Source organism: Micromonospora sp. DT46 (genome assembly GCF_049841735.1).
GTDB classification, from domain to species: Bacteria; Actinomycetota; Actinomycetes; order Mycobacteriales; family Micromonosporaceae; genus Micromonospora; species Micromonospora reichwaldensis.
The window spans coordinates 307,512-328,277 of record NZ_JBNCKW010000006.1 but is presented as its reverse complement, the minus strand read 5'-3'; the positions used below and the strand labels follow the sequence as shown (position 1 = coordinate 328,277).

Below are 20,766 nucleotides of genomic sequence, written 5' to 3'. Positions count from 1 at the left end.
GGGGTCCCGGCCCGTTCGTCGTCGGAGAGTGCCTGCGTCGCTCAGGCGATGCGGCGGTTCTCCCGGACCAGGCCGCCCTCGCACCAGTCCCGGTAGACGAAGAGTTCCGGGCGGGCCAGCAGCGCCCGGCTGTTGTACGCCCAGGTGCGCATCAGGTCGTCGCCGTCGCGCTCGGCCTGCTCCACGAGCTTGCGGAAGCGCCGCTTCGGGTGGGCGCGGAAGTTCGTCCGGATGCCGTCGGCGGCGTAGATGTAGAGGCAGTGCAGCGCGAACCGGCGCGCCGGGCAGGCCGGGTCCATGGCCAGGGCGAAGAGCACCGCCACCAGCCGGTCACCGGAGACCAGCAGGTCCCAGTCCGGCGGCATCGAGGTCAGCGGTACGGAGTCCGGCTGGTAGGCCCACGCCCGCAACTCGGCGGGGGTCGGGTCGACGGGGTTGGCGAAGCCGTGGAACGTCGACTCCTGCACGCTCACCGGCCAACCTTCCGCTCTGAGCCCGCGCGGGCGTCGGCCACCCGCGAGCTCTGGCTGCTGGGGCGAAACGGTAACCCGGAGCGCTGATCGGCGGTAGACCCCGCGCGGAGCAATTCGACATCCGTTGGCCGAGGGCCGACCCGACCGTACGGTCGATGCGGCCCTCGGCCAACGTGGATCAGTCCGCCACGGGTGCCGGCTGGGCCCGCTGCGCGGCGCCGCGCTGCCGCAGCCAGCGCTTGAACCACGCGAAGTCGGGCAGCCGTGCCAGCATCGGCCCGGTCACCACGGTGATCAGCACGTACGCCGTCGCGAGCGCCGCCAGTTTCGGCTCGACGCTGCCGGCTGCCACCGCGAGACCCGCGATGACGATGGAGAACTCACCCCGTGGCACGAGCCCCAGGCCGGCGCGCCATCGACCGGGTTCGCCGATGCCGACGCGGCGGGCCGCCAGGTAGCCGGTGAGGGTCTTCGTCGCCATGGTGACGATGGCCAGCGAGAGCGCGGGCAGCAGCACCGGCGGGATGTCCCGGGGATCGGTGACCAGCCCGAAGAAGACGAAGAAGACCGCCGCGAAGAGGTCACGCAGCGGCGTGAGCAGCTCCGTGGCGTTGTGTGCCACCGGCCCGGAGAGCGCGATGCCGACCAGGAACGCCCCGACCGCCGCCGACACCTGGAGCTTCGCCGCGATGCCGGCCACCAGCAGGGTCATCCCGAGTACGCCGAGCAGCAGCGCCTCCGGGTCCTTCGCCGACATGGCGGTGGAGATCAGGTTGCCGTACCGGATGGCGACCACCAGCACCAGGAGCACGGTGCCGACCGCCACGCCGAGCGCGATCCCGCCGCCGAGCAGGCCGGTGCCCGCCAGCACGGCCGTCAGCAGGGGCAGGTAGAGCGCCATGGCCAGGTCCTCGATCACCAGGACCGAGAGGATCACCGGCGTCTCCCGGTTACCGAGGCGACCGAGGTCGGCGAGCACCTTGGCGATGACACCCGACGAGGAGACCCAGGTGATGCCGGCGAGCACCAGCGCGGCGACCCAGTCCCAGCCGAGCAGCAGTGCGAACGCCGCCCCGGGCAGCGCGTTGAGCAGCCCGTCGATCAGCCCGGCGGGGGCCGCGGCGCGCAGGTTGCCGACGAGCTCGTTGGCCGAGTATTCGAGGCCGAGCATCACCAGCAGCAGGATCACGCCGATCTCGGCGCCGACCGCGAAGAACTCCTCGCTGGCGGCGAGGGGGAGCAGGCCGCCGTGCCCGAAGGCGAGCCCGGCGAGCAGGTAGAGGGGGATGGGTGAGAGGCCGATCCGGCGGCTCAGCCGACCCAGCAGGCCGAGCAGGAACAGCAGCGCGCCGACTTCGATGAGCAGTGTTGTCGTGTGGTGCATCCGCGCCTCAGCCGTCCGGGTCGCTGTCGGCGAGAATGGCTGTCACGCCGTCGAGGCCCATGCGGGTCCCGACGACGACCACCACGTCACCGGCTGCGAAGCGGAAGGACGGGTCCGGCGAGGCGATCACCTCGCCGTGGCGCAGCACCGCGACGATCGAGGCGCTCGTACGGGAGCGTGCCTGCGTGTCGCCGAGCTTCCGGTTGACGTACTTCGACCCGGCCGGAATGGCGATCTGCTCGGTGAGCAGCCCGGCGGCCTGGTCGCGCAGCCCGGAGAGCTGGCCCAGCATCAGCGACGCCCCGAGGATGTCGGCGAGCGCCTCCGCCTCGTCGTCGGTCAGCGGTATGTCGTGCTGACATGAGTCGGGATCGTCCGGGTCGTACAGGACGAGGTCACGGCGGCCATTGCGGTGGGAGACGACGCCGAGGCGGCGGCCGGATTCCGTCAGCAGATCGTGACGGACCCCGATGCCAGGCAGGGCGGTCTGTTCGACACGTACGCGCACGCGGTCAGGCTACTCCCCGCCGTCACCTGCGGATCCAGTCAGGACGCGCCTGTCGCTGAGTGATCTGTCAGTGCTTCTCCGCCACCGATGCGGACGGCTCGGCTCGCCAGGGGCCGGACCTCGAGGCCGGAGAATTCGGCCGCCGCGCGGGACACGTGTGAGTCAGCTCACGTGGTCAGGGTTGAGCGGAATAGGCTCAACTCTGGTTGTGTCCTTTCCAGTGGACACGCCGATCCGGGGGAGCCCATGAACACGGAACGTCTCACCACCAAGAGCCGCGAGGCCATCACCGGTGCCGTCGCGCTGGCGAACCAGCGCGGCCACGCGACCGTGGAGCCCTGGCACCTGCTGCTGTCACTGCTGGACACCGACGGTTCGACCGCCGCCGGCCTGCTGCGCGCCGTCGGGGCCGACCCCGGCGAGCTGCGCCGGGCGGCCCAGCGCTCGGTCGACGGCCTGCCCGCCGCGCGGGGCTCCAGCATCGCCGAGCCGACCCTGGCCCGGGAGTTCGTCAACGCCATCGGGGCCGCCGAGCAGATCGCCCGGCCGCTCGGCGACGAGTACACCTCCACCGAGCACCTGCTCGCCGGCCTGGCCCGGGTGGGCGGCGCGGTGTCGAACGCGCTGAAGTCGGCCGGTGCCACCGAGGAGACGCTGGTCGCCGCCTTCCCGTCCGTGCGCGGCGGGGACCGGCGGGTCACCAGCGCCGACCCCGAGCAGACCTACCAGGCCCTGGCCAAGTACGGCGTGGACCTGACCGCCAGCGCCCGCGACGGCAAGATCGACCCGGTCATCGGCCGGGACTCGGAGATCCGCCGGGTGATCCAGGTGCTGTCGCGGCGTACCAAGAACAACCCGGTGCTCATCGGTGAGCCGGGCGTCGGCAAGACCGCCATCGTGGAGGGCCTGGCCCAGCGGATCGTTGCCGGCGACGTGCCCGAGTCGCTGCGGAACAAGAAGCTCGTCTCGCTCGACCTGGGCGCGATGGTCGCCGGCGCGCAGTACCGGGGGCAGTTCGAGGAGCGGCTGAAGTCCGTCCTGGAGGAGATCAAGAACTCCGACGGGCAGGTCATCACCTTCCTCGACGAGCTGCACACGGTCGTCGGCGCCGGCAAGGGCGAGGGCTCGATGGACGCCGGCAACATGCTCAAGCCGATGCTGGCCCGCGGTGAGCTGCGGATGGTCGGCGCGACCACGCTTGACGAGTACCGCGAGCACATCGAGAAGGACCCGGCCCTGGAGCGGCGCTTCCAGCCGGTGCTGGTCGGCGAGCCGACGATCGAGGACACCATCGGCATCCTGCGCGGGCTCAAGGAGCGCTACGAGGTGCACCACGGCGTACGGATCACCGACGCCGCCCTGGTCGCCGCCGCCGCCCTGTCGGACCGCTACATCACCGACCGGTTCCTGCCGGACAAGGCGATCGACCTGGTCGACGAGTCCGCGTCCCGGCTCCGGATGGAGATCGATTCCCGGCCCGTCGAGGTGGACGAGATCGAGCGGGCGGTGCGCCGGCTGGAGATCGAGGAGATGGCGCTGGCCAAGGAGCCGGACGCCGCCTCCGCCGAGCGGCTGGAGCGGCTGCGCAAGGAGCTGGCCGACAAGCGCGAGCAGCTCACCGTCCTGTCGGAGCGCTGGCAGCTGGAGAAGAGCCACATCACCAAGCTCTCCACGGCCAAGGAGGAGCTGGAGCGGCTCGGCGGCGAGGCCGAGCGGGCCGAGCGCGACGGCGAGCTGGAGCGGGCCGCCGAGCTGCGCTACGGCCGGATTCCCGCCCTCAAGAACGAGCTGAAGCAGGCCGAGGAGGAGCTGGCCCGGCTCCAGGCCGAGGGCGCGATGCTCAAGGAGGAGGTCGGCGCGGATGACATCGCCGCCGTGGTCGCCTCCTGGACCGGCATCCCCGCCGGCCGGCTGCTGGAGGGCGAGACCGCCAAGCTGCTGCGGATGGAGGAGTCGCTCGGCACCCGCGTGGTGGGTCAGGCCGAGGCGGTCGGCTCGGTCTCCGACGCGGTCCGCCGCGCCCGGGCCGGGGTCGCCGACCCCGACCGCCCGACCGGCAGCTTCCTCTTCCTCGGCCCGACCGGCGTCGGCAAGACCGAGCTGGCCAAGGCGCTCGCCGAGTTCCTCTTCGACGACGAGCGGGCCATGGTCCGCATCGACATGAGCGAGTACGGCGAGAAGCACTCCGTCGCCCGGCTGGTCGGCGCCCCGCCCGGCTACGTCGGCTACGAGGAGGGCGGCCAGCTCACCGAGGCGGTGCGCCGCCGGCCGTACTCGGTGATCCTGCTCGACGAGGTCGAGAAGGCCCACCCGGACGTCTTCGACATCCTGCTCCAGGTGCTCGACGACGGCCGGCTCACCGACGGGCAGGGCCGTACGGTGGACTTCCGTAACGCGATCCTGATCCTCACCTCCAACCTGGGCTCGTCGGTGATCGGCGACCTGACGCTGGCCGAGGAGCAGCGCCGGGAGGGCGTCCTGGCGGTGGTCCGCTCGCACTTCAAGCCGGAGTTCCTCAACCGCCTCGACGACATCGTGGTCTTCGCCGCGCTGCTCGGGGACGACCTGCGGGCGATCGTCGACATCCAGCTCGACCGGATGCGCAAGCGTCTCGCCGACCGCCGACTCGGCCTGGAGATCACCGAGCCGGCCCGGGTCTGGCTCGCCGAGCACGGGTACGACCCGATCTACGGCGCCCGCCCGCTGCGCCGCCTGGTCCAGACGGCGATCGGCGACCAACTCGCCAAGGCACTCCTGTCGGGCCAGATCCGCGACGGCGACACGGTCAGCGTCGACCTGACACCCACCACCGACGCCCTAACGATCACCCGGGCCTAACCCCACCCCCCCACCCCCGTCGCGTTGATCATGAAGTTGTTGTCGCGACACGCCGATTCGGCGGGCAACAACTTCATGATCAACAGGGTGGGGCGGGGGTGGGTGGGGAAGGGGGTGGGGGTGGTTGGGGTGGGGAGGCGGTAGGGGGAGGGGTGGAGGATGTTCGGGATGGGGCGGAATAAGGATCGGGAGGTCGAGGCGGCCTTCGACGAGCTTCGGCGGGCCGAGACGGTGGCGTTCGGCGGGGTGGGGATCGCCGGGACGCTGCTGCCGGTGACCGAGGCGTACCGGCGGGTCGAGGCCGCGCTGGGCGACGATCCCGAGGATCTGCGGGGACAGCTCGACCGGCTGCTCGCCGAGGGCACCCCGGCGGGGCGCGTCTACGCCGCCACGCTGCTGGAGAGCGTGGACCCGACCGCCGGGCGCGCCGCCTGGACGGCGTTGCGCGACGACCCGGCCGAGTTCGGCACCTTCACGGGCTGCGTCATGGGCCGCACCACCCTGCGCGAGTACGCCACGGACCGCCCCGACGGGCCGTAGAGGCTCGAAGAGCGGGCCCGGGGGAGGGCAGTCGCCGGGCACGTGGGGTAACCGGCCTCTCACTCCCCGACCAGGCATTTTCCCCAGGTGCGCGGGGTTGTTACCGTCTGCGCCGACGTACCTGGGGAGGTGGTCGGGTTGAGCGGAACGCTCGCGTACGTGCTCGCGGCGATGGGTTGTCTGGTCGGAGTGGCGGGCCTGGTGGTGGCCGCGGTCGCCTGGAACCGGACGCGTTCCCGCCCGCAACGACGGGCCAAGGGGCCGGGTGACCCGCTGCGGGACCGGGACGCCGACGCGCTGCGCGGTGACCCGCGCCGGCTGAAGCCCGGCGACATCGTCGAGATCCGGGGCGTGTCGTACGCGGTGCGCGGCTCGATCCGCCTGGTCGAGGGCGGCTGGAGCTGGGCCGAGCACCTGCTCGACGACGCCGGCGGCGTGCGGCGCTGGCTCTCCGTCGAGGAGGACCCGGAGCTGGAACTGGTGCTCTGGGGAGCCGAGCAGGGCGCCACCGTCACCCCCGGCGCCCCGACCATCGACTTCGCCGGCCGCCGTTACAACTGGAACGAGTCCGGCCAGGCCCGCTTCACCGCCGTCGGCAACACCGGGCTCGACCCGACCGGCACGATGCGCTACCACGACTACCAGGCGCCCGGCGGCGCCCGGCTCTCCTTCGAGGCGTACGGCGAGGCGGGCTGGGAGGTGGCGCTCGGTGAGCTGCTGCACCGCGGCGACGTGATGATCTATCCGCAGTCCGAGGTGGGCTGATGCTCGTCACCCTCGACGCCCCGTACGTCGACACCAGTGCCGCCGACCTCAGCCTGGCGCTCGACGACGTCGAGCGGCCCGCGCTGCACGTGCTCGACCTCGACCTGCCCGACGGCGTCCGGCTGCGGCTGCGGCTGCTCGGCGCCTCGCACCAGGTGGTCCTGCACGCGCCCGGCGCCGCGCTGACCGAGACGGTCGCCTGCCTGCCCGGCCGCCCGCCGGAGCTGCCCGGTGCGGTACGGGACGAGGCGAGCGGCTACCACTTCACGGCGACCGTGCTGCGCCCCGCCGGCACCGGGCTGAGCGAGCAGGTCGCCGCCCTCCGCGCCGACCTGGCCGACGACCCGTACGCGCTGGTGGGCGTGTTCCCCGGCGACGCCGACGCGGTGACCGCGCTGGCGGTCCGCCCCGACCCGCCGGCCGGCACCCTCGCCTGGCGCACCTGGCACGCGTATCCCCAGACCAACGAGCTGGTCCTGACCGAGACGGTGGTGGCACTGCGATGACGTACCGACGCTGGTTCGTGGTGGGGGTGGCGTTCGCCGTCATCGGCGCCCTGGTCGCCGCCTTCGCGATCTTCTACGGCAGCTTCTCGCCGCGCGGCTACGTCGAGGACAAGTACAAGCGGGCGGCGAGCCGGGACATCGGCCGCAACGCCGTCGCCTACACCTCGCCCCGTTCGCCGAGCCAGGTGGCGAAGGAGGTCACCGACGCGTGGCAGCCCGCCGACCAGTACGTCGACGGCAGCGGCGTCTACCTGCGCTACGACGACGACTCGGTGGTGATCCTGCCGATCGCCGCCGGCTCGGTGATCCTGCTGGAGCGCATGAGCACCGCCTATCCCCGCTACCACTCCACGGTCGGCTCCCACTGGGGCTGGGGCCGTGGCAGCACCGTCCGGGGCGGCGGCCCCGGCAGCGGCAAGTGACCGCACCGACCCCCTCACCCTGGAGCCTCCTGTGCAGACCCTCGTCACCGATCTGCTGGTCACCCTCGCCTACGGGGCGGTCGGTGTCCTGCTGATGGGCATCGGCTACGTCCTGGTGGACCTCGCCACCCCCGGCAAGCTCAACCAGCTGATCTGGACCGAGCGCAACCGCAACGCGGCGCTGCTGCTCGCCTCCAACCTGGCCGGCGTCGGCATCATCGTGGTCGCCGCGATCGCCGCCAGCGACGACGACTTCGCGCTCGGCATCGTGGGCGCGTCCGCGTACGGGATCCTCGGCCTGGTGATCATGGCGGCGGCCTTCGTGCTGCTCGACGTCGCCACGCCGGGCAAGCTCGGCGAGATCCTGGTCGACCAGCAGCCGCACCCGGCGGTCTGGGTCTCCGCCGTCGTGCACCTCGCCACCGGCGCGATCATCGCCGCCGCGATCAGTTGATGGCGACGGCGAAGAAGCCCGGCGGGCAGCAGGCGGCGGTCGCGAACGCGAACCAGGGCACCTGGATCGTCTGGGTGATCGTCGGCGTGGTCTTCCTGTGCTGCGTGGGCATCGGCGTGGTCAACCGCAGCGGCGGCGGGGACGACGTGCTGCCGCCGACCTCGCAGGAACGCGGCGACACCGTGCCGATCCTGCAACGCTCCAGCGCCAGCCAGGGCATCTGCTACGGCTGGGTGCTGCGGGACTTCTACGAGTACACGGACCTCAGCGTCGGCTCGAACCTCGGCGAGGGGGTGGCGGTCGAGGAGAACGCGGCCTGCCCGCGCTGGGTGCAGGTGGTCGCCCAGGTCGCGTACACCTCGGAGAGCAGCGAGAGCAACGACTTCGCCCGCATCACGGTGGAAGCCTCCGACGACGTCTCCGCCACCGCCCAGCTGCGGATGGAGAGCGGGCTGGAACGGCTCGGGCTGACCGAGGACGCCTTCGTCGACGAGCCCGGCTGGGCGGTCACCCGGGCCGCCGTCTCGCTGCCGTTGCTCGCCGCCGAGGCGGGCCTGGTGGAGCCGGCTGCGACCCCGGCGGCTGCGACGGCCGACGCGCCACCGCTGCCGGACGCCGGTAGCGACCTTTGGCGTGACCGCTGGGGCTACCTGCTCGCCGCGGTCGGCCTGCTGCTGTTCACCGCGCTGCTGTTCGCCGCCGGCTTCTGGCAGCGCGGCCGGCAACGCCGCGAGGAGGCCCAGCGGCAGGCACAGGCGGGGGCCGGGATGCGGGACTTCAGGGTCGCCCGGCAGGCCGCCGCGCGGGACCCCAGGCGTACGCCGGAGGGCCGGTGACCGTCGACGCGCCGGCACCGCCCGCGCGGTGGCGGCTGTCCCGCGCGGCGGTGCTCGTCGCGGTCTTCGTCTGTGCCGCCTGCGGCCTGGTCTACGAGCTGGCCCTCGTGGCCCTGGGCAGCTACCTGATCGGGGACACGGTCGGGCAGGCGTCGATCGTGCTCGGCGTGATGGTGTTCGCGATGGGCGTGGGCGCGCTCGCCGCCAAGCCCCTGCAGCCCCGGTCCGCCCCCGCGTTCGCCGCGATCGAGCTGGCCCTGGCCCTGCTCGGTGGCCTCTCCGTGCTCGGCCTCTACGCGGCCTTCGCGTGGCTGGACCTCTACGGCCCGGCGCTGGTCGCCACCGCCTTCGTGCTCGGCCTGCTGATCGGCGCGGAGATCCCGCTGCTGATGGTGCTGCTGCAACGCATCCGGGAGCAGGCGGCCGGCAGCGCGGTGGCGGACCTGTTCGCCGCCGACTACGTCGGCGCGCTCCTCGGCGGGCTGGCCTTCCCGTTCCTGCTGCTGCCGGTCTTCGGCCTGCTCAAGGGCGCGCTGGTGGTCGGCGCGGTGAACGCCGTCGCCGGGCTCGCACTGGTCTGCACGGTCTTCCGGCGGGAGCTGAGCCGCCGGGCGCGCGTCGCGCTCGGCGCCGGCAGCGTCGTGGTCTTCCTCAGCCTCGGGTACGCGTGGGTGACCGCGCACGACTTCGAGCTGACCGCCCGCCAGCAGCTCTACCGGGATCCGGTGGTGCACTCCGAGCGCAGCCGCTACCAGGAGATCGTGCTGACCCGCTCGGTCGCCGAGACCGGCCGCGCCGGCACCGACCTGCGGCTCTTCCTCAACGGCGACCTCCAGTTCAGTTCGGTCGACGAGTACCGCTACCACGAGGCGCTGGTGCATCCGGTGCTGAACGGCCCGCGCGGCGAGGTGCTGGTGCTGGGCGCCGGGGACGGTCTCGCCGTACGCGAGCTGCTGCGCTATCCCGACGTCCGGCGGATCACGGTGGTGGACCTGGACCCGGCGGTGGTGGCGCTGGCCCGCAGCGAGCCGCAGCTGCGCCGGCTCAACGGCGGGGCGCTCGACGACCCCCGGGTCCGGGTGGTGCACGCCGACGCGTTCGCCTGGCTGCGTACCGCCCCCGAACGGTTCGACGCGGTGGTGGCGGACCTGCCCGACCCCGACGAGACGGCCACCGCCAAGCTCTACACGGTCGAGTTCTACGCGCTGGTACGGGCGGTGCTCGCCGAGGGCGGGCGGCTGGTGGTGCAGTCCGGCTCGCCGTACTTCGCGCCCCGGTCGTACTGGTCGATCGAGGCGTCGCTGCGCGAGGCGGGCTTCGCCACCACGCCGTACCACGTGGACGTGCCGTCCTTCGGCGACTGGGGTTTCCTGCTGGCGGCCCCCGGCCCGACCGCGCCCGCCCTGGCCCTGCCGCCGGACGCGCCCGCGCTGCGCTTCCTCGACGCGGCGACGCTCTCCGCCGCCGGGTCCTTCCCCGCCGACCGGGGCCGGGTGGACGTGCCGGCCTCCACCCTGCTCCAGCCCCACGTGCTGGAGTACGCCCGCGCGGAGTGGCGCGGCTACTGAGGTGCCGCCCGTGGCCCGCGATCGCCGCCGTCCCGGCGGGTCAATGCCCGTCTGACGTGCCGGACTGGCTCGACCTGGATACGGTGTGACCGCGATCTAGGGAAGGAGAATCATGGTCGATTCCCACAACACGCCGGCCCGCACCCGGCCGGGTGTGGTGACCATATCCACGTATCTGCTGTGGCTGTTCGCGCTCACCCAGCTGATCGGCCTCATCATCACGCTCTCCACCGTCGGCACCATCTCGGAGGTGCTCGACGAGGCGTACCGGGGCACCGACGCCAACGGCACGCAGAACCTGGCCGACATCACCACGATGATCACCATCGGTGGCGCCGTCTTCGTGCTCCTGCTCGCGGTCGTGCTGGCCGTGCTCGGGGTGTTCAACAACAAGGGCAGCAACGGATCGCGGATCACCACCTGGGTGCTCGGCGGCATCATGGTCTGCTGCATGGGTGGCGGACTGGTCAGCGGAGTGGGCGGCGGCATCGGCACCGGTCAGACGACCGGCGACGCGCCGAGCCCGGAGGAGATCCAGCGCCGCCTCGACGAGGCGCTGCCCGGCTGGTTCACCCCGGTCACCACGCTGCTCAGCGTGCTCGGGCTGCTCGCGCTGCTCGCCGCGCTGATCCTGCTGGCGCTGCCGAAGGCCAACGAGTTCTTCCGCAAGCCGAAGCAGGGCTGGGAGCCGCCGGTCCCGGGTGCGGCCTACCCGCAGTCCGGTGGCCAGCCCGGTTACCCGCAGTCCGGCCAGCCCGGCTACCCGCCCACGCCGGGGTACCCGCCGACGCCGGGCCAGCCGCAGGCCTCCGACCAGCCGGGCTACCCGCCGGCTCCGGGTGACCAACCGCCGTCCACGCCGTACGGCGGGGACCAGCCGGGCCAGCCGGGGTCGAACCCGGGTGGCGAGCAGCCCGGGTCGGACCGTCCCGGACCGACCCCGCCGCCGGTGAGTTGACGGGTCGATAACAGCGACGCCGACAGTCCCTCCGAGTAGGTTGCAACCCGACGCCTACCGGAGGGACTCGTCGTGTCGCACCCCGATCGGGCACCGGCCCGCCGCCCGGCCGTCGTCACGGCGGCCGTGGCGCTGCTGGCGCTGATGGCGGTCGCCGCCCTCGCGTACGCCGCCGCCGGTGTGGCGATCCGGGGCGGCACCGTCGACCGGTTCCGCGCCGCCGCGGCGGACACCTCGGCACTCCCGGACCAGATCGACGGGACGGTCACCCTGCTGAGCGTCTCCACCGTGCTGACGGCGGTGGTGAGCCTGCTCGCGGGGCTGCTCCTCGCCGGTCTCGCCCTCGGCCTGCGGGCCGGCCGGGACGGCGCCCGCACCGCGACCTGGGTGGTCTCGGGGCTGGGGCTGATCGCCGGGTGCTGCGGGCTCGCGCTGCTGGTCGGGCAGCGCGCCACTCCGCTCGGGTCGGGCGAGGACGAGCGGCCGACGGCGGAACTCCTCGGCCTCCTCGCCGACGCCTACCCGTCCTGGTGGATTCCGTTGGGCGCGGGGCTTTCCGTCGGTCAGGTGCTCGGTTACCTTGTGGTAGCCGTGCTGCTGGCACTGCCGGCGGCCGGCGCCTGGTTCCGTCCGCGGCCCGCGTCGTCCGCCCCGCACCACCCTCCGGCGTCGCCCGCGCCGCCACCCGTCCAGCCCCCGCACCAGCCGCCCGGGGCGCCGCCCGCGCCCCCGTACCCGCCGAGTGAGGACCGCCCGTGACGCTCGACCAGTCGGCCAACGAGCGGCGGGCCCTGATCACCGGAGCGACCGCCGGCATCGGTGCCGCCTTCGCCCGCCGGCTGGCCGCCGACGGTTGGCACCTGGTGCTGGTGGCCCGGGACGCGAACCGGCTGGCCGCGACGGCCGCCGAGCTGACCGGGCGGCACGGCCGGGAGGTCGAGACGATCCCGGCCGACCTGTCCACCGACGACGGTTGCGCGACGGTGGAGCGGCGGCTGGCCGAGGGCCCGCCGATCGAGTTGCTGGTCAACAACGCCGGGATCAGTCTGAACACCCCGTTCCTGCGCTCGTCCGCCGAGGACGAGGCGCGGCTGCTGCGGCTCAACGTGCACGCCGTGATGCGGCTGACCCTCGCGGCCCTGCGTCCGATGACCGAGCGGCGCCGTGGGGCAGTGATAAATGTCTCTTCGGTGGCGGGGTTCGGCGCGGTCATGCCGGGTTCGACATACTCCGCCAGCAAGGCGTGGGTCACCAACTTCAGCGAGTCCGTCGGCCAGTCCGCCCGGCCCTTCGACGTGCGCGTGATGGCGCTCTGCCCCGGCTACACGCGTACGGAGTTCCACGAGCGCGCCGGCATCAACATGTCGAAGACGCCGGAGTGGATGTGGCTGCGGGCCGACGACGTGGTCGACGAAGCCCTGCGTGACCTGCGGAAAGGCAAGCTGGTCAGCGTTCCCGCGTGGAAGTACAAGCTCGCCGTGGCGGGGCTGCGGCACGCGCCCCGGCGGCTGCTGGAGGCGGTGTCCCGGGACACCCGGGGCCGGATCGGCCGCGACGGCGGCTGAGCGGCGGGTCGGGGCGGGCTCGCCCCGTCGACCTCCGTCGATCGTCCGATATGTCCGGCTGAACGGTCGCTCAGCGTAGCCGGCCATCGCCACCCGTCGGTCGTCCCCAGGGCTGATCCCGGTGGACCCCGCACACGACTCCCAGACTTGAGCAGTACCCTCTATCGGCATGGGGGACCACGACGACCTGCGTAAATTCATCACTGACCTGGCGGTGGTCCACGGCCGGGTGGTGCTCTCCTCAGGCCGCGAGGCCGACTGGTACGTCGATCTACGTCGCGTCACGCTCCATCACGAGGCCGCTCCGTTGGTGGGGCGCGTGATGCGTGACCTGACGGCCGACTGGGAGTACGACGCGGTGGGCGGGCTGACCCTGGGTGCCGACCCGGTGGCGCTGTCGATGGTGCACGCCGCGTCCGGGACCGACCGTCCGGTGGACGCGTTCGTGGTCCGCAAGGCGGGTAAGACGCACGGTCTCCAGCGTCGGATCGAAGGGCCGGACGTGGCCGGCCGGCGGGTGTTGGCGGTGGAGGACACTTCCACTACCGGGGGAAGTGTGTTGACGGCGGTCGAGGCCCTTCGCGAGGTCGGGGCCGAGATCGTGGGTGTGGCGGTTATTGTTGATCGAGGCGCCGGCGACGCGGTGCGAGCCGCCGGATTGCCGTATCGAGCGGCCTATACGTTGGCTGACCTCGGCCTTGTGGCGTAAAAGTCTGCCGATTCGGATCCGCCGATATGCAGGCGGATCGATGCTGCTGGTGGAAGGATGGAATACGTGGGAACTGCGTTGGCCGAAATGACTATGCCTCAGATCTCGCCGCTTGCCGGCGAGCCGATCGAACGTGCCGATGCCGAGCGTCTGGCGGGGGTCCTCAAGGCCCTCGCCGACCCTGCTCGACTTCGGCTGCTCAGCCTGATCCAGTCGGCGCCCGAGGGCGAGGCGTGCGTGTGCGACCTGACCGCACCCCTCGGTCTCTCGCAGCCGACGGTCAGTCACCACCTGCGTATCCTCACCGAGGCCGGCTTGCTGGAGCGGGAGAAGCGCGGTGTCTGGGCGTACTACCGGCTGGTGCCGACGGCGATCGCCACGATCGCCGATCTGCTGACCCCGCCGCGCAAGCGCGCCACCAAGAAGGCGCGCTGACCTTCACCGTTCGTCCGGTGCCATCCCCCACCGGGGACGGCACCGGACGGCCGGTCGGTCAGTGCTTGCCGTAGTGCTCGCGGGTCTCCTGGATCGCCTCCTCGGCGGCGGCCCGTTCCTGCGCGGTGGTGCCACGCTTGGCGGCCATCCGCGCCCGCAGCAGCTCGACGGCGATCGGGACCACCGAGATCACCACGATGGCGATCAGGATCATCTCGATGTTCGCCTTGACGAACGGGATCTGGCCGAGGAAGTAGCCGAGCACGGTCACGCCCGTGCCCCAGAGCACGCCGCCGATCACGTTGTAGATCACGAACGTGCGGTAGTTCATCCGGCTGACCCCGGCCACGATCGGCGTGAACGTCCGCACGATCGGCACGAAGCGGGCCAGCACGATGGAGCGCGCGCCGTACTTCTCGAAGAACTCGTGCGCCTTGAGCACGTTCTCCTGCTTGAACAGCTTCGAGTTCGGCCGGCGGAACAGCGCCGGGCCGACCTTGCGGCCGAACGCGTACCCGACCTGGTCGCCGGCGATCGCCGCGATGGTGATGAGCAGGCAGACCAGCCACAGCGGGTAGGTGATGTACTTCCCGTCCGCGGTGAGCAGCCCCGCGGTGAACAGCAGCGAGTCGCCCGGCAGGAAGAACCCGATCAGCAGGCCGGACTCGGCGAAGACGATCACCAGGATGCCGATCAGCCCGAACGTCGAGATCAACACCTCTGGATCGAGCCAGCTCGGCCCCAGGGCCAGGGTGGTGGTGGGCGTCGGCACGAGGTGACCTCCGATGTATGCCGGTCGGTGACGGAACGTCCGTAGTCTAGGTGGCTGCCGGCCGGCCCGGTGCTCGACGTCACAGCGCGCGAGGCGGTGCCAGCCCGGTCGGGCAGGCACATCCGGCACCGGGCCCCCGCCCGCCGCGCCGCCTCAGCGGGGAGCGACGACGAGCGTCTGCACCGCGCCACCCACCGTGCCGTCGGCGTCGGCCAGCCGACTCGCCGCCACGCCCGAACCGTGCGGCCCGATCGTGGTGGCCGAGTCGAGCAGGAGCCAGTCGCCGCGCGGCGGCCGGTGCAGGGTCACCGTCAGGTCGACGTTCACGAACAGCCACCGGGCCAGGTCCAGGCGGGCACTCACGCCGCTGCCCGAGTCCGCCACCAGCAGCGCCAGCTCCGCCGGGCCGACGGGCTCGCCGGGCAGCAGCGGAATCCGGGGCCGCGCCCACACCCGGGCCGGGCCCGGCTCGACGAACGCGCCGGAGACGAAACGCCACTGCATGGCCGACAGATAACCGGCGGAGTGCGCGGCGGCCCAGTGCTCCGGCTCGGTGCCCGCGTCCGGCCCCGGCACCGGCGGCCCGTCGTCGGCCGTCGCGGGTGTCGCCTCGGCCGGGGCCAGGACGCGCCAGCCCCGGGCGTGCAGCACCTCCTGCCCGCCGGCCTCCGCGATCCCCTCCACCAGCGTGATCCGGCGGCCGGCCCGGACCGTACGGACCCGCAGCGTCAACTCCGCCACCGGCACCGGACGCAGGATGTCCACCGACACGCGGGTGAGGAGCTGGCCGTCGACCGGGTCGTGACCGGCGAGCGCCCGGGCGAGCAGGGCCGACGGCGGGCCGGCGTGCTGGGCGGCCGGATCCCACGGGCCGGCGGTCGCCGGCGTCGACCCGAACCGACCACCGCCGGCCGGCTCGTAGAACGCCTCGTACGTCATGGCCGGCGACCATACCCGCGGTCACCGACAGCCGCGGACCGGCGGTCACGGGTGACGGCCGCCGTCGACCGCCGTCACCCGTCACGCCTCGTCACAGCCGGGGGTCGACCGGCTCGGACTCGCAGGCCAGGATCGCGAAGACCAGCTCGTGCCGGCGCCACAGCGGAGCACCGGCGACCAGCGCGTCCAGCGCCGCCAGCCCCAGCCCGTGCTCGCGCAGCGCCAGCCCCCGCTTGCGCCCCAGCGACCGGCGGCGCAGCGCGGCCAACTGCTCCGGCTCGTCGTAGCCGGGACCGTAGATGATCCGCAGATACTCCCGGCCCCGGCACTTGATGCCCGGCTGGAGCAGCGAACCCCGCTCGGTGCGGGCGGCCGGGCCGGCGTACGGCTTCACCACCATGCCCTCGCCGCCGGCCGCCGTCAGCGCCAGCCACCACTCGGTGGCCGCCGCCTCGGCGGCCGGATCGGCCAGGTCGACGACTTGGCGGCGCGTCGGCGTGAAGAACTCCGGGTCGGCGGCGCAGAGCCGGTCGGCCAGCCCGAGGTGCCAGCCGTGGTCCCGGTCGGCGTAGCTGGCCTTCGCGCCGGCCAGCACCGCGAACGGGGCCAGGGTCACCCCGCGCAGCCCGTCGGTCGGCCCCACGTACGCCCGGTAGGCGTCCGAGTAGGCCATGATCTCGTCGCGGCGACGGGCCATCCGGTCACGCAGCTCACCCACGGGCAGCCCTCGCCCGGCCGCCGCCTCCAGCGCGGCCAGCGCCGCCGGCAGGGCGGCCCGGCCGGCGGCGCCGACCCCGGCGTACTGCTCGCGGATCAGGCCGCCCGCCTTCGCCGACCAGGGCAGCAGCTCGCAGTCGAGCAGCAGCCAGTCGGTCCCCAGCTCGTCCCACAGCCCCGCCCCGCCGACCGCCGCGCGCACCCGGTCGAGCAGCTCGGTGTCGAGCGGCGCGCCGAAGAACGGGCGGCCGGTGCGGGTGTGCACCACCCCGCCACCAGGACCGAAGGGCCCGCCGTCGGGCTCCCGGCAGACCAGCACCACGGCCCGCGAGCCCATGTGCTTCTCCTCGCAGACCACCCGGTCCACGCCCGCCGCGCGGTAGTCGGCGAACGCCTGCGCCGGGTGCTCCAGGAAGCCGCCCGACGTCGCCGTCGAGCAGGGCGCCATCGTCGGCGGCAGCCAGGCCAGCCAGCGCGGGTCGACCGCGAAGCGGCTCATCACCTCCAGCGCGGCGGCCGCGTTCTCCGCCGGCACGGTCAGCGACCCGTACGGGTGCTCGACGTGCCGCCGGCCGGTCACGTCGGTCAGCTCCAGCACCTGGTCGGGTCGGGCCGGCGCGGCGGCCAGCGGGCGGGTCGGGGCGTACCACTCCCGCTCCGCCGGCACCGAGACCAGCTCCTTCTCCGGATAGCGCAGCGCGGTGAGCCGGCCGCCGAAGACGCAGCCGGTGTCGACGCAGATGGTGTTGTTCACCCACTCCGGCACGGCGGCCGGTGTGTGCCCGTAGACCACCATCGCCGAACCCCGGTACTCCCGCGCCCACGGGTAGCGCACCGGCATCCCGTACTCGTCGGTCTCGCCGGTGGTCTCGCCGTACAGCGCGAAGGAGCGCACCCGGCCCGACGCGCGGCCCTGGTACGCCTCCTTCAGCCCGGCGTGCGCGACCACCAGCCGGCCCTCGTCGAGCACGAAGTGGCTGGTCAGGCCGTCGATGAAGCCCGCCACCTCGGCCACGAAGGCGTCCGGCTCCGCCGCCAGCTGCTCCATCGTCTCGGCCAGCCCGTGGGTGAGCCGCACCTCGCGGCCGCGCAGCCGGCGCAGCAGCTTCTGCTCGTGGTTGCCGGGCACGCAGATCGCGTGCCCGGCGGCCACCATGCCCATCACCAGGCGGAGGACGCCGGGGGAGTCCGGGCCGCGGTCCACCAGGTCACCGACGAAGACGGCGGTACGCCCCGACGGGTGCGTCGCGTCCACCGGCCGGCCCCGCTCGTCGCGGCGCAGCTCCCAGCCGAGCCGGACGAGCAGCGCCTCCAGCTCGGCGCGGCAGCCGTGCACGTCCCCGACGATGTCGAACGGCCCGGTCAGCTCGCGCCGGTCGTTGAACAGCTTCTCGTAGCGGATCTCGGCGGCGTCGATCTCCTCGACGCCCCGCAGCACGTGCACCTTGCGGAAGCCCTCCCGGGCCAGCAGCTTGTACGAGCGGCGCAGGTCGCGCTGCATCCGGGCGAGCACGTGCCGGTTGAAGGTGCGGTCGGCGCGGCCCTCGGTGCGTTCCCACGCCAGCGCCTCGGGCACGTCCAGCACGACGGCCACCGGCAGCACGTCGTGCTCGCGGGCCACCCGCACCAGGCCCGCCCGGGCGTGCGGCTGGAGGTTGGTCGCGTCGACCACCGTGAGCCGGCCCCGGCGCAGCCGCGTGGCGGCGACGTGGTGCAGCGCGTCGAAGGCGTCGGCGGAGGCGGACTGGTCGTTCTCGTCGTCGGCGACCATCGCCCGGAACGTGTCCGAGGAGAGCACCTGGCTGGGCGCGAAGTGCCGGCGGGCGAAGGTGGACTTGCCGGAGCCGGAGACGCCGACGAGTGCGACCAGGGCCAGCTCGGGGATGTCGAGGGTGGTCACGGGTTCTCCTTCCGGGTCAGCACGACGAGCTGGGTGGGGGCGCCGACCTCGGGATCGTCGTCGCCGACCCCGCCGATCGCGGCGGAGTAGCCGTACGTGGTGGACACCCGGTCGACCCAGGCGGCGAACTCCGCACGGGTCCACTCGAAGCGGTGGTCGGCGTGCCGGAACCGCCCGGCGGGCAGCCCCTCGTAGCGGACGTTGTACTCGGCGTTCGGCGTGGTCACCACGACGGTCGCCGGGTTGGCGTGACCGAGCACGGCGTCCTCCAGCGCCGGCAGCCGGGGCGGATCGACGTGCTCGATCACCTCCATCAGGACCGCCGCGTCGTACCCGCGCAGCCGGTCGTCCCGGTAGGTCAGCGCGGACTGCCAGAGCCGGATGCGGTCCCGCTGCCGCTCGGGCAGCCGGTCCAGCCGCAGCCGCCGGGCGGCCAGGGTCAGCGCGTGCGTGGACACGTCGGTGCCCACGATCTCGGTGAACCGGCGGTCCCCGACCAGCGCGGCGAGCAGGGCACCGCCGCCGCAGCCGAGATCCAGCACCCGGTTCGCACCCGCACCGGCCAGTGCGCCGAGCACCGCCTCACGCCGGCGCGCGGCCAGTGACGCCCGGCGGGCCGAGACCCGCCCGCCCTCCCCGGTCGCCCCGTCCGTGGTCGTGCCGTCCCCGGTCGCCTCGTCCGCAGTCGCCTCGTCGGCGGCCGGCTCGTCGGTCGGGCGTCGCTCGGCCAGGCGGGCCAGGGCCAACCCGGCCAGCGCCCGCCGGTGCGCCAGGTAGCGGCGGGTGATCATGTCGCGTTCCGGGTGGTCGGCCAGCCAGCCCGCGCCGGCCCGCAACAGCTTGTCGACCTCGTCCGGGGCGACCCAGTAGTGCTTGGCGTCGTCCAGCACCGGCAGCAGGACGTAGAGGTGGTTGAGCGCGTCGGCGACGCGCAGCGTGCCGGTCAGCGTCAGGTCGACGTACCGGCTGTCGCCCCACTCCGGGTGCCGCTCGTCGAGCGGGATCGGGGCGGCGGTCACCGCCCAGCCGAGCGGGCCGAACATCCGGACCGCCACGTCCGCGCCACCCCGGCAGCGCAGCACCGGCACCCGCACCTCCAGCGGGATCGGCGTACGGGCCAGCTCGGGGCGCTCGCGGGACTCGCCGCGCAGGGCCGAGCGGTACACCTTGGACAGCGCGGAGGAGAGCAGGCTGGACGCCGCGTAGGGCCGGTCGTTGACGTACCGCCCGAGGGTGAAGCTGTCCGGGGTCGGCGCCTGCTGCCGGCCACGGCCGCGCGCGCCGGCCAGCCGCAGCGGGTCGACGTCGAGCAGCAGGGCGGCGGTGCAACGCTGCTCGTCCGCCTCCGGGTAGAACACGTGCGCGGTGCCGACCGGCACGTCGAAGGCGTGCGCACGGTCGGGGTGCTTGATCAGCAGGTGTCCGAGGTCGGTGGCCGGGCGGTGCGTGGTGGTCAGGGTGAGCAGCACGCGCCCAATGGTGTCAGTCGCGCCGATCTTGCGTCGTCCCGTTTTTGGTTGCTCGTGGGTCGGTGGGTTCCGGGGGGTCCGCTGGTGGGGTTTCCGGGGGAGCCCCGCCCGCTCCGGGCGGTCAGGCTTGATCCCTGCGCGGGCGGGGCTCCCCCGGAAACCCGTCGTGGTTGCGGTTCGTCGGCCGCTCGGGCGGGGGCGCGTGCCGTCGGTGGGGTGTCTGTGGGTGGGGTGGAAATGGTGGTGCCCCGCCGGCCAGGGGGTCGGCGGGGCACCGGTGGTGCGGGGGATTAGGCGACGAAGCGGGTCTTGCGGCGCTTGGTCACCACGTAGCCGCCGACGCCGGCGACGAGCAGCAGCCCGCCGATGCCGGCGATCAGGCCGGTGGACTCACCGGTGATCGGCAGGGTGCCGCCGTCACCGTCACCGCCTCCCTCGCCACCGCCCGTGTTGACCGGGTTGATCACGATCTTCGCGCTGTCGTTCTTGGTGTTCGAGTCGCCGGCCAGGTGAACGGAGACGGCACCCGAGGCGTTCGGGACGACCTTGTCGATCCGCAGGCTGAACTCGTACCCGTTCTCCATGCCCTTCGGGCTCTCGGTGACCTGGCAGCCGTACTGCTTGGCGCCCGGCTCACCCCAGTTGCCGCTCCACGGGTCCCACTCGTCGTCCGACGTGTACGGCTGGCATTCGCCGGAGGCCTCCACCGCCGTGGTTCCCTCCGGAATCGTGACCCGGAAAACCGGTCCGTTCTGGTGCTCCAGCAGCGCCGGGCCGAGGTTCGTGACGGACGGCCGCACCTGGACGACGTCGCCCTTCTTGCCGCTCGCGGTGGCGCCCTTGGCGGCTGAGATCGGCCGGGTTGTCGCCGGTCACCTTCACCGAGATGTCGGTGTAGTTGTTCATCCTGTCCGGGTCGGTCTGCCGCGCCAGTGACCTGGACTCGGGCTCCGCCACGAGACGTAGCTTCTCCCCGGTGCCGGGCTTGCCGTCCAGCGGCCAGTCCTG

21 protein-coding genes are annotated in these 20,766 nt (G+C 73.1%); 13 read left to right on the top strand and 8 right to left on the bottom strand.

The window, feature by feature from the left end:
- Positions 1-41: 41 nt before the first annotated feature.
- The 3 genes from ACLQ20_RS18685 to ACLQ20_RS18675 all read right to left on the bottom strand — a co-directional run bounded on the left by ACLQ20_RS18685 (position 42) and on the right by ACLQ20_RS18675 (position 2,365).
- A complete protein-coding gene (locus ACLQ20_RS18685; protein ID WP_151455884.1) occupies positions 42-473 on the bottom strand; it encodes a hypothetical protein in 432 nt (143 codons plus the stop codon).
- A gap of 178 nt (positions 474-651) precedes the next feature.
- The gene (locus ACLQ20_RS18680; protein ID WP_425856877.1) at positions 652-1,857 is read right to left on the bottom strand and encodes a cation:proton antiporter; all 1,206 of its coding nucleotides are present in this window, start codon (positions 1,855-1,857) and stop codon (positions 652-654) included.
- A gap of 7 nt (positions 1,858-1,864) precedes the next feature.
- The gene (locus tag ACLQ20_RS18675) at positions 1,865-2,365 is read right to left on the bottom strand and encodes a cation:proton antiporter regulatory subunit (protein WP_151455886.1); all 501 of its coding nucleotides are present in this window, start codon (positions 2,363-2,365) and stop codon (positions 1,865-1,867) included.
- 246 nt (positions 2,366-2,611) lie between these two features.
- Between ACLQ20_RS18675 and clpB the strand changes: the two genes are divergently transcribed.
- The 13 genes from clpB (at position 2,612) to ACLQ20_RS18610 (ending at position 13,961) form a co-directional block, all read left to right on the top strand.
- Positions 2,612-5,203, top strand: coding sequence for an ATP-dependent chaperone ClpB (clpB, locus tag ACLQ20_RS18670; RefSeq protein ID WP_327030123.1), 2,592 nt, complete (start codon positions 2,612-2,614; stop codon positions 5,201-5,203).
- A gap of 168 nt (positions 5,204-5,371) precedes the next feature.
- Entirely contained in the window at positions 5,372-5,743 is a 372-nt protein-coding gene (locus ACLQ20_RS18665) for a hypothetical protein (protein ID WP_327030124.1), read from the top strand.
- A gap of 138 nt (positions 5,744-5,881) precedes the next feature.
- A complete protein-coding gene (locus ACLQ20_RS18660) occupies positions 5,882-6,508 on the top strand; it encodes a DUF4178 domain-containing protein (protein ID WP_327030125.1) in 627 nt (208 codons plus the stop codon).
- Positions 6,508-7,014: a DUF2617 family protein gene (locus ACLQ20_RS18655; protein ID WP_151457284.1), complete on the top strand. Its 507-nt coding sequence runs from the start codon at positions 6,508-6,510 to the stop codon at positions 7,012-7,014. The genes ACLQ20_RS18660 and ACLQ20_RS18655 overlap by 1 nt, the downstream gene beginning before the upstream one ends.
- Complete coding sequence (locus ACLQ20_RS18650; protein ID WP_151457283.1) at positions 7,011-7,436, top strand: DUF4247 domain-containing protein; 426 nt, start codon at positions 7,011-7,013, stop codon at positions 7,434-7,436. Before ACLQ20_RS18655 ends, ACLQ20_RS18650 begins: the two co-directional genes overlap by 4 nt.
- A 31-nt stretch (positions 7,437-7,467) precedes the next feature.
- On the top strand, positions 7,468-7,890 hold the full coding sequence (locus tag ACLQ20_RS18645; protein ID WP_101413564.1) for a DUF350 domain-containing protein: 423 nt from the start codon (positions 7,468-7,470) through the stop codon (positions 7,888-7,890).
- Positions 7,890-8,726 carry a hypothetical protein gene (locus ACLQ20_RS18640; protein WP_425856871.1) on the top strand — a complete coding sequence of 279 codons (837 nt, stop codon included), beginning with the start codon at positions 7,890-7,892 and terminating at the stop codon, positions 8,724-8,726. Before ACLQ20_RS18645 ends, ACLQ20_RS18640 begins: the two co-directional genes overlap by 1 nt.
- Entirely contained in the window at positions 8,723-10,294 is a 1,572-nt protein-coding gene (locus ACLQ20_RS18635) for a polyamine aminopropyltransferase (protein ID WP_327030128.1), read from the top strand. Before ACLQ20_RS18640 ends, ACLQ20_RS18635 begins: the two co-directional genes overlap by 4 nt.
- 112 nt (positions 10,295-10,406) lie before the next feature.
- Positions 10,407-11,252: a hypothetical protein gene (locus ACLQ20_RS18630; RefSeq protein ID WP_327030129.1), complete on the top strand. Its 846-nt coding sequence runs from the start codon at positions 10,407-10,409 to the stop codon at positions 11,250-11,252.
- A 72-nt stretch (positions 11,253-11,324) separates the two neighbouring features.
- Positions 11,325-12,011 carry a hypothetical protein gene (locus tag ACLQ20_RS18625; RefSeq protein ID WP_425856868.1) on the top strand — a complete coding sequence of 229 codons (687 nt, stop codon included), beginning with the start codon at positions 11,325-11,327 and terminating at the stop codon, positions 12,009-12,011.
- Positions 12,008-12,817 (top strand): SDR family oxidoreductase, encoded by an 810-nt coding sequence (locus ACLQ20_RS18620; RefSeq protein WP_327030131.1) that lies wholly within the window; start codon positions 12,008-12,010, stop codon positions 12,815-12,817. The genes ACLQ20_RS18625 and ACLQ20_RS18620 overlap by 4 nt, the downstream gene beginning before the upstream one ends.
- 169 nt (positions 12,818-12,986) lie before the next feature.
- Positions 12,987-13,526 (top strand): orotate phosphoribosyltransferase, encoded by a 540-nt coding sequence (gene pyrE, locus ACLQ20_RS18615; RefSeq protein WP_151457173.1) that lies wholly within the window; start codon positions 12,987-12,989, stop codon positions 13,524-13,526.
- Positions 13,527-13,583: 57 nt separating this feature from the next.
- The gene (locus tag ACLQ20_RS18610; protein ID WP_007073957.1) at positions 13,584-13,961 is read left to right on the top strand and encodes an ArsR/SmtB family transcription factor; all 378 of its coding nucleotides are present in this window, start codon (positions 13,584-13,586) and stop codon (positions 13,959-13,961) included.
- A 58-nt stretch (positions 13,962-14,019) separates the two neighbouring features.
- Here ACLQ20_RS18610 and ACLQ20_RS18605 read toward each other — a convergent pair whose 3' ends face one another.
- From ACLQ20_RS18605 to ACLQ20_RS18585, 5 genes are all read right to left on the bottom strand, one after another.
- Positions 14,020-14,733, bottom strand: a complete 714-nt coding sequence (locus ACLQ20_RS18605; protein WP_425856865.1) for a DedA family protein — start codon at positions 14,731-14,733, stop codon at positions 14,020-14,022.
- Between the two features lie 153 nt (positions 14,734-14,886).
- A complete protein-coding gene (locus ACLQ20_RS18600; RefSeq protein WP_425856862.1) occupies positions 14,887-15,672 on the bottom strand; it encodes a thioesterase family protein in 786 nt (261 codons plus the stop codon).
- A gap of 91 nt (positions 15,673-15,763) precedes the next feature.
- Positions 15,764-18,289: a polynucleotide kinase-phosphatase gene (locus tag ACLQ20_RS18595; RefSeq protein WP_425856860.1), complete on the bottom strand. Its 2,526-nt coding sequence runs from the start codon at positions 18,287-18,289 to the stop codon at positions 15,764-15,766.
- Positions 18,286-19,758: a 3' terminal RNA ribose 2'-O-methyltransferase Hen1 gene (locus ACLQ20_RS18590; RefSeq protein ID WP_425856857.1), complete on the bottom strand. Its 1,473-nt coding sequence runs from the start codon at positions 19,756-19,758 to the stop codon at positions 18,286-18,288. Before ACLQ20_RS18590 ends, ACLQ20_RS18595 begins: the two co-directional genes overlap by 4 nt.
- Before the next feature lie 290 nt (positions 19,759-20,048).
- On the bottom strand, positions 20,049-20,558 hold the full coding sequence (locus ACLQ20_RS18585) for an LPXTG cell wall anchor domain-containing protein (RefSeq protein WP_425856854.1): 510 nt from the start codon (positions 20,556-20,558) through the stop codon (positions 20,049-20,051).
- Between the last annotated feature and the right edge of the window lie 208 nt (positions 20,559-20,766).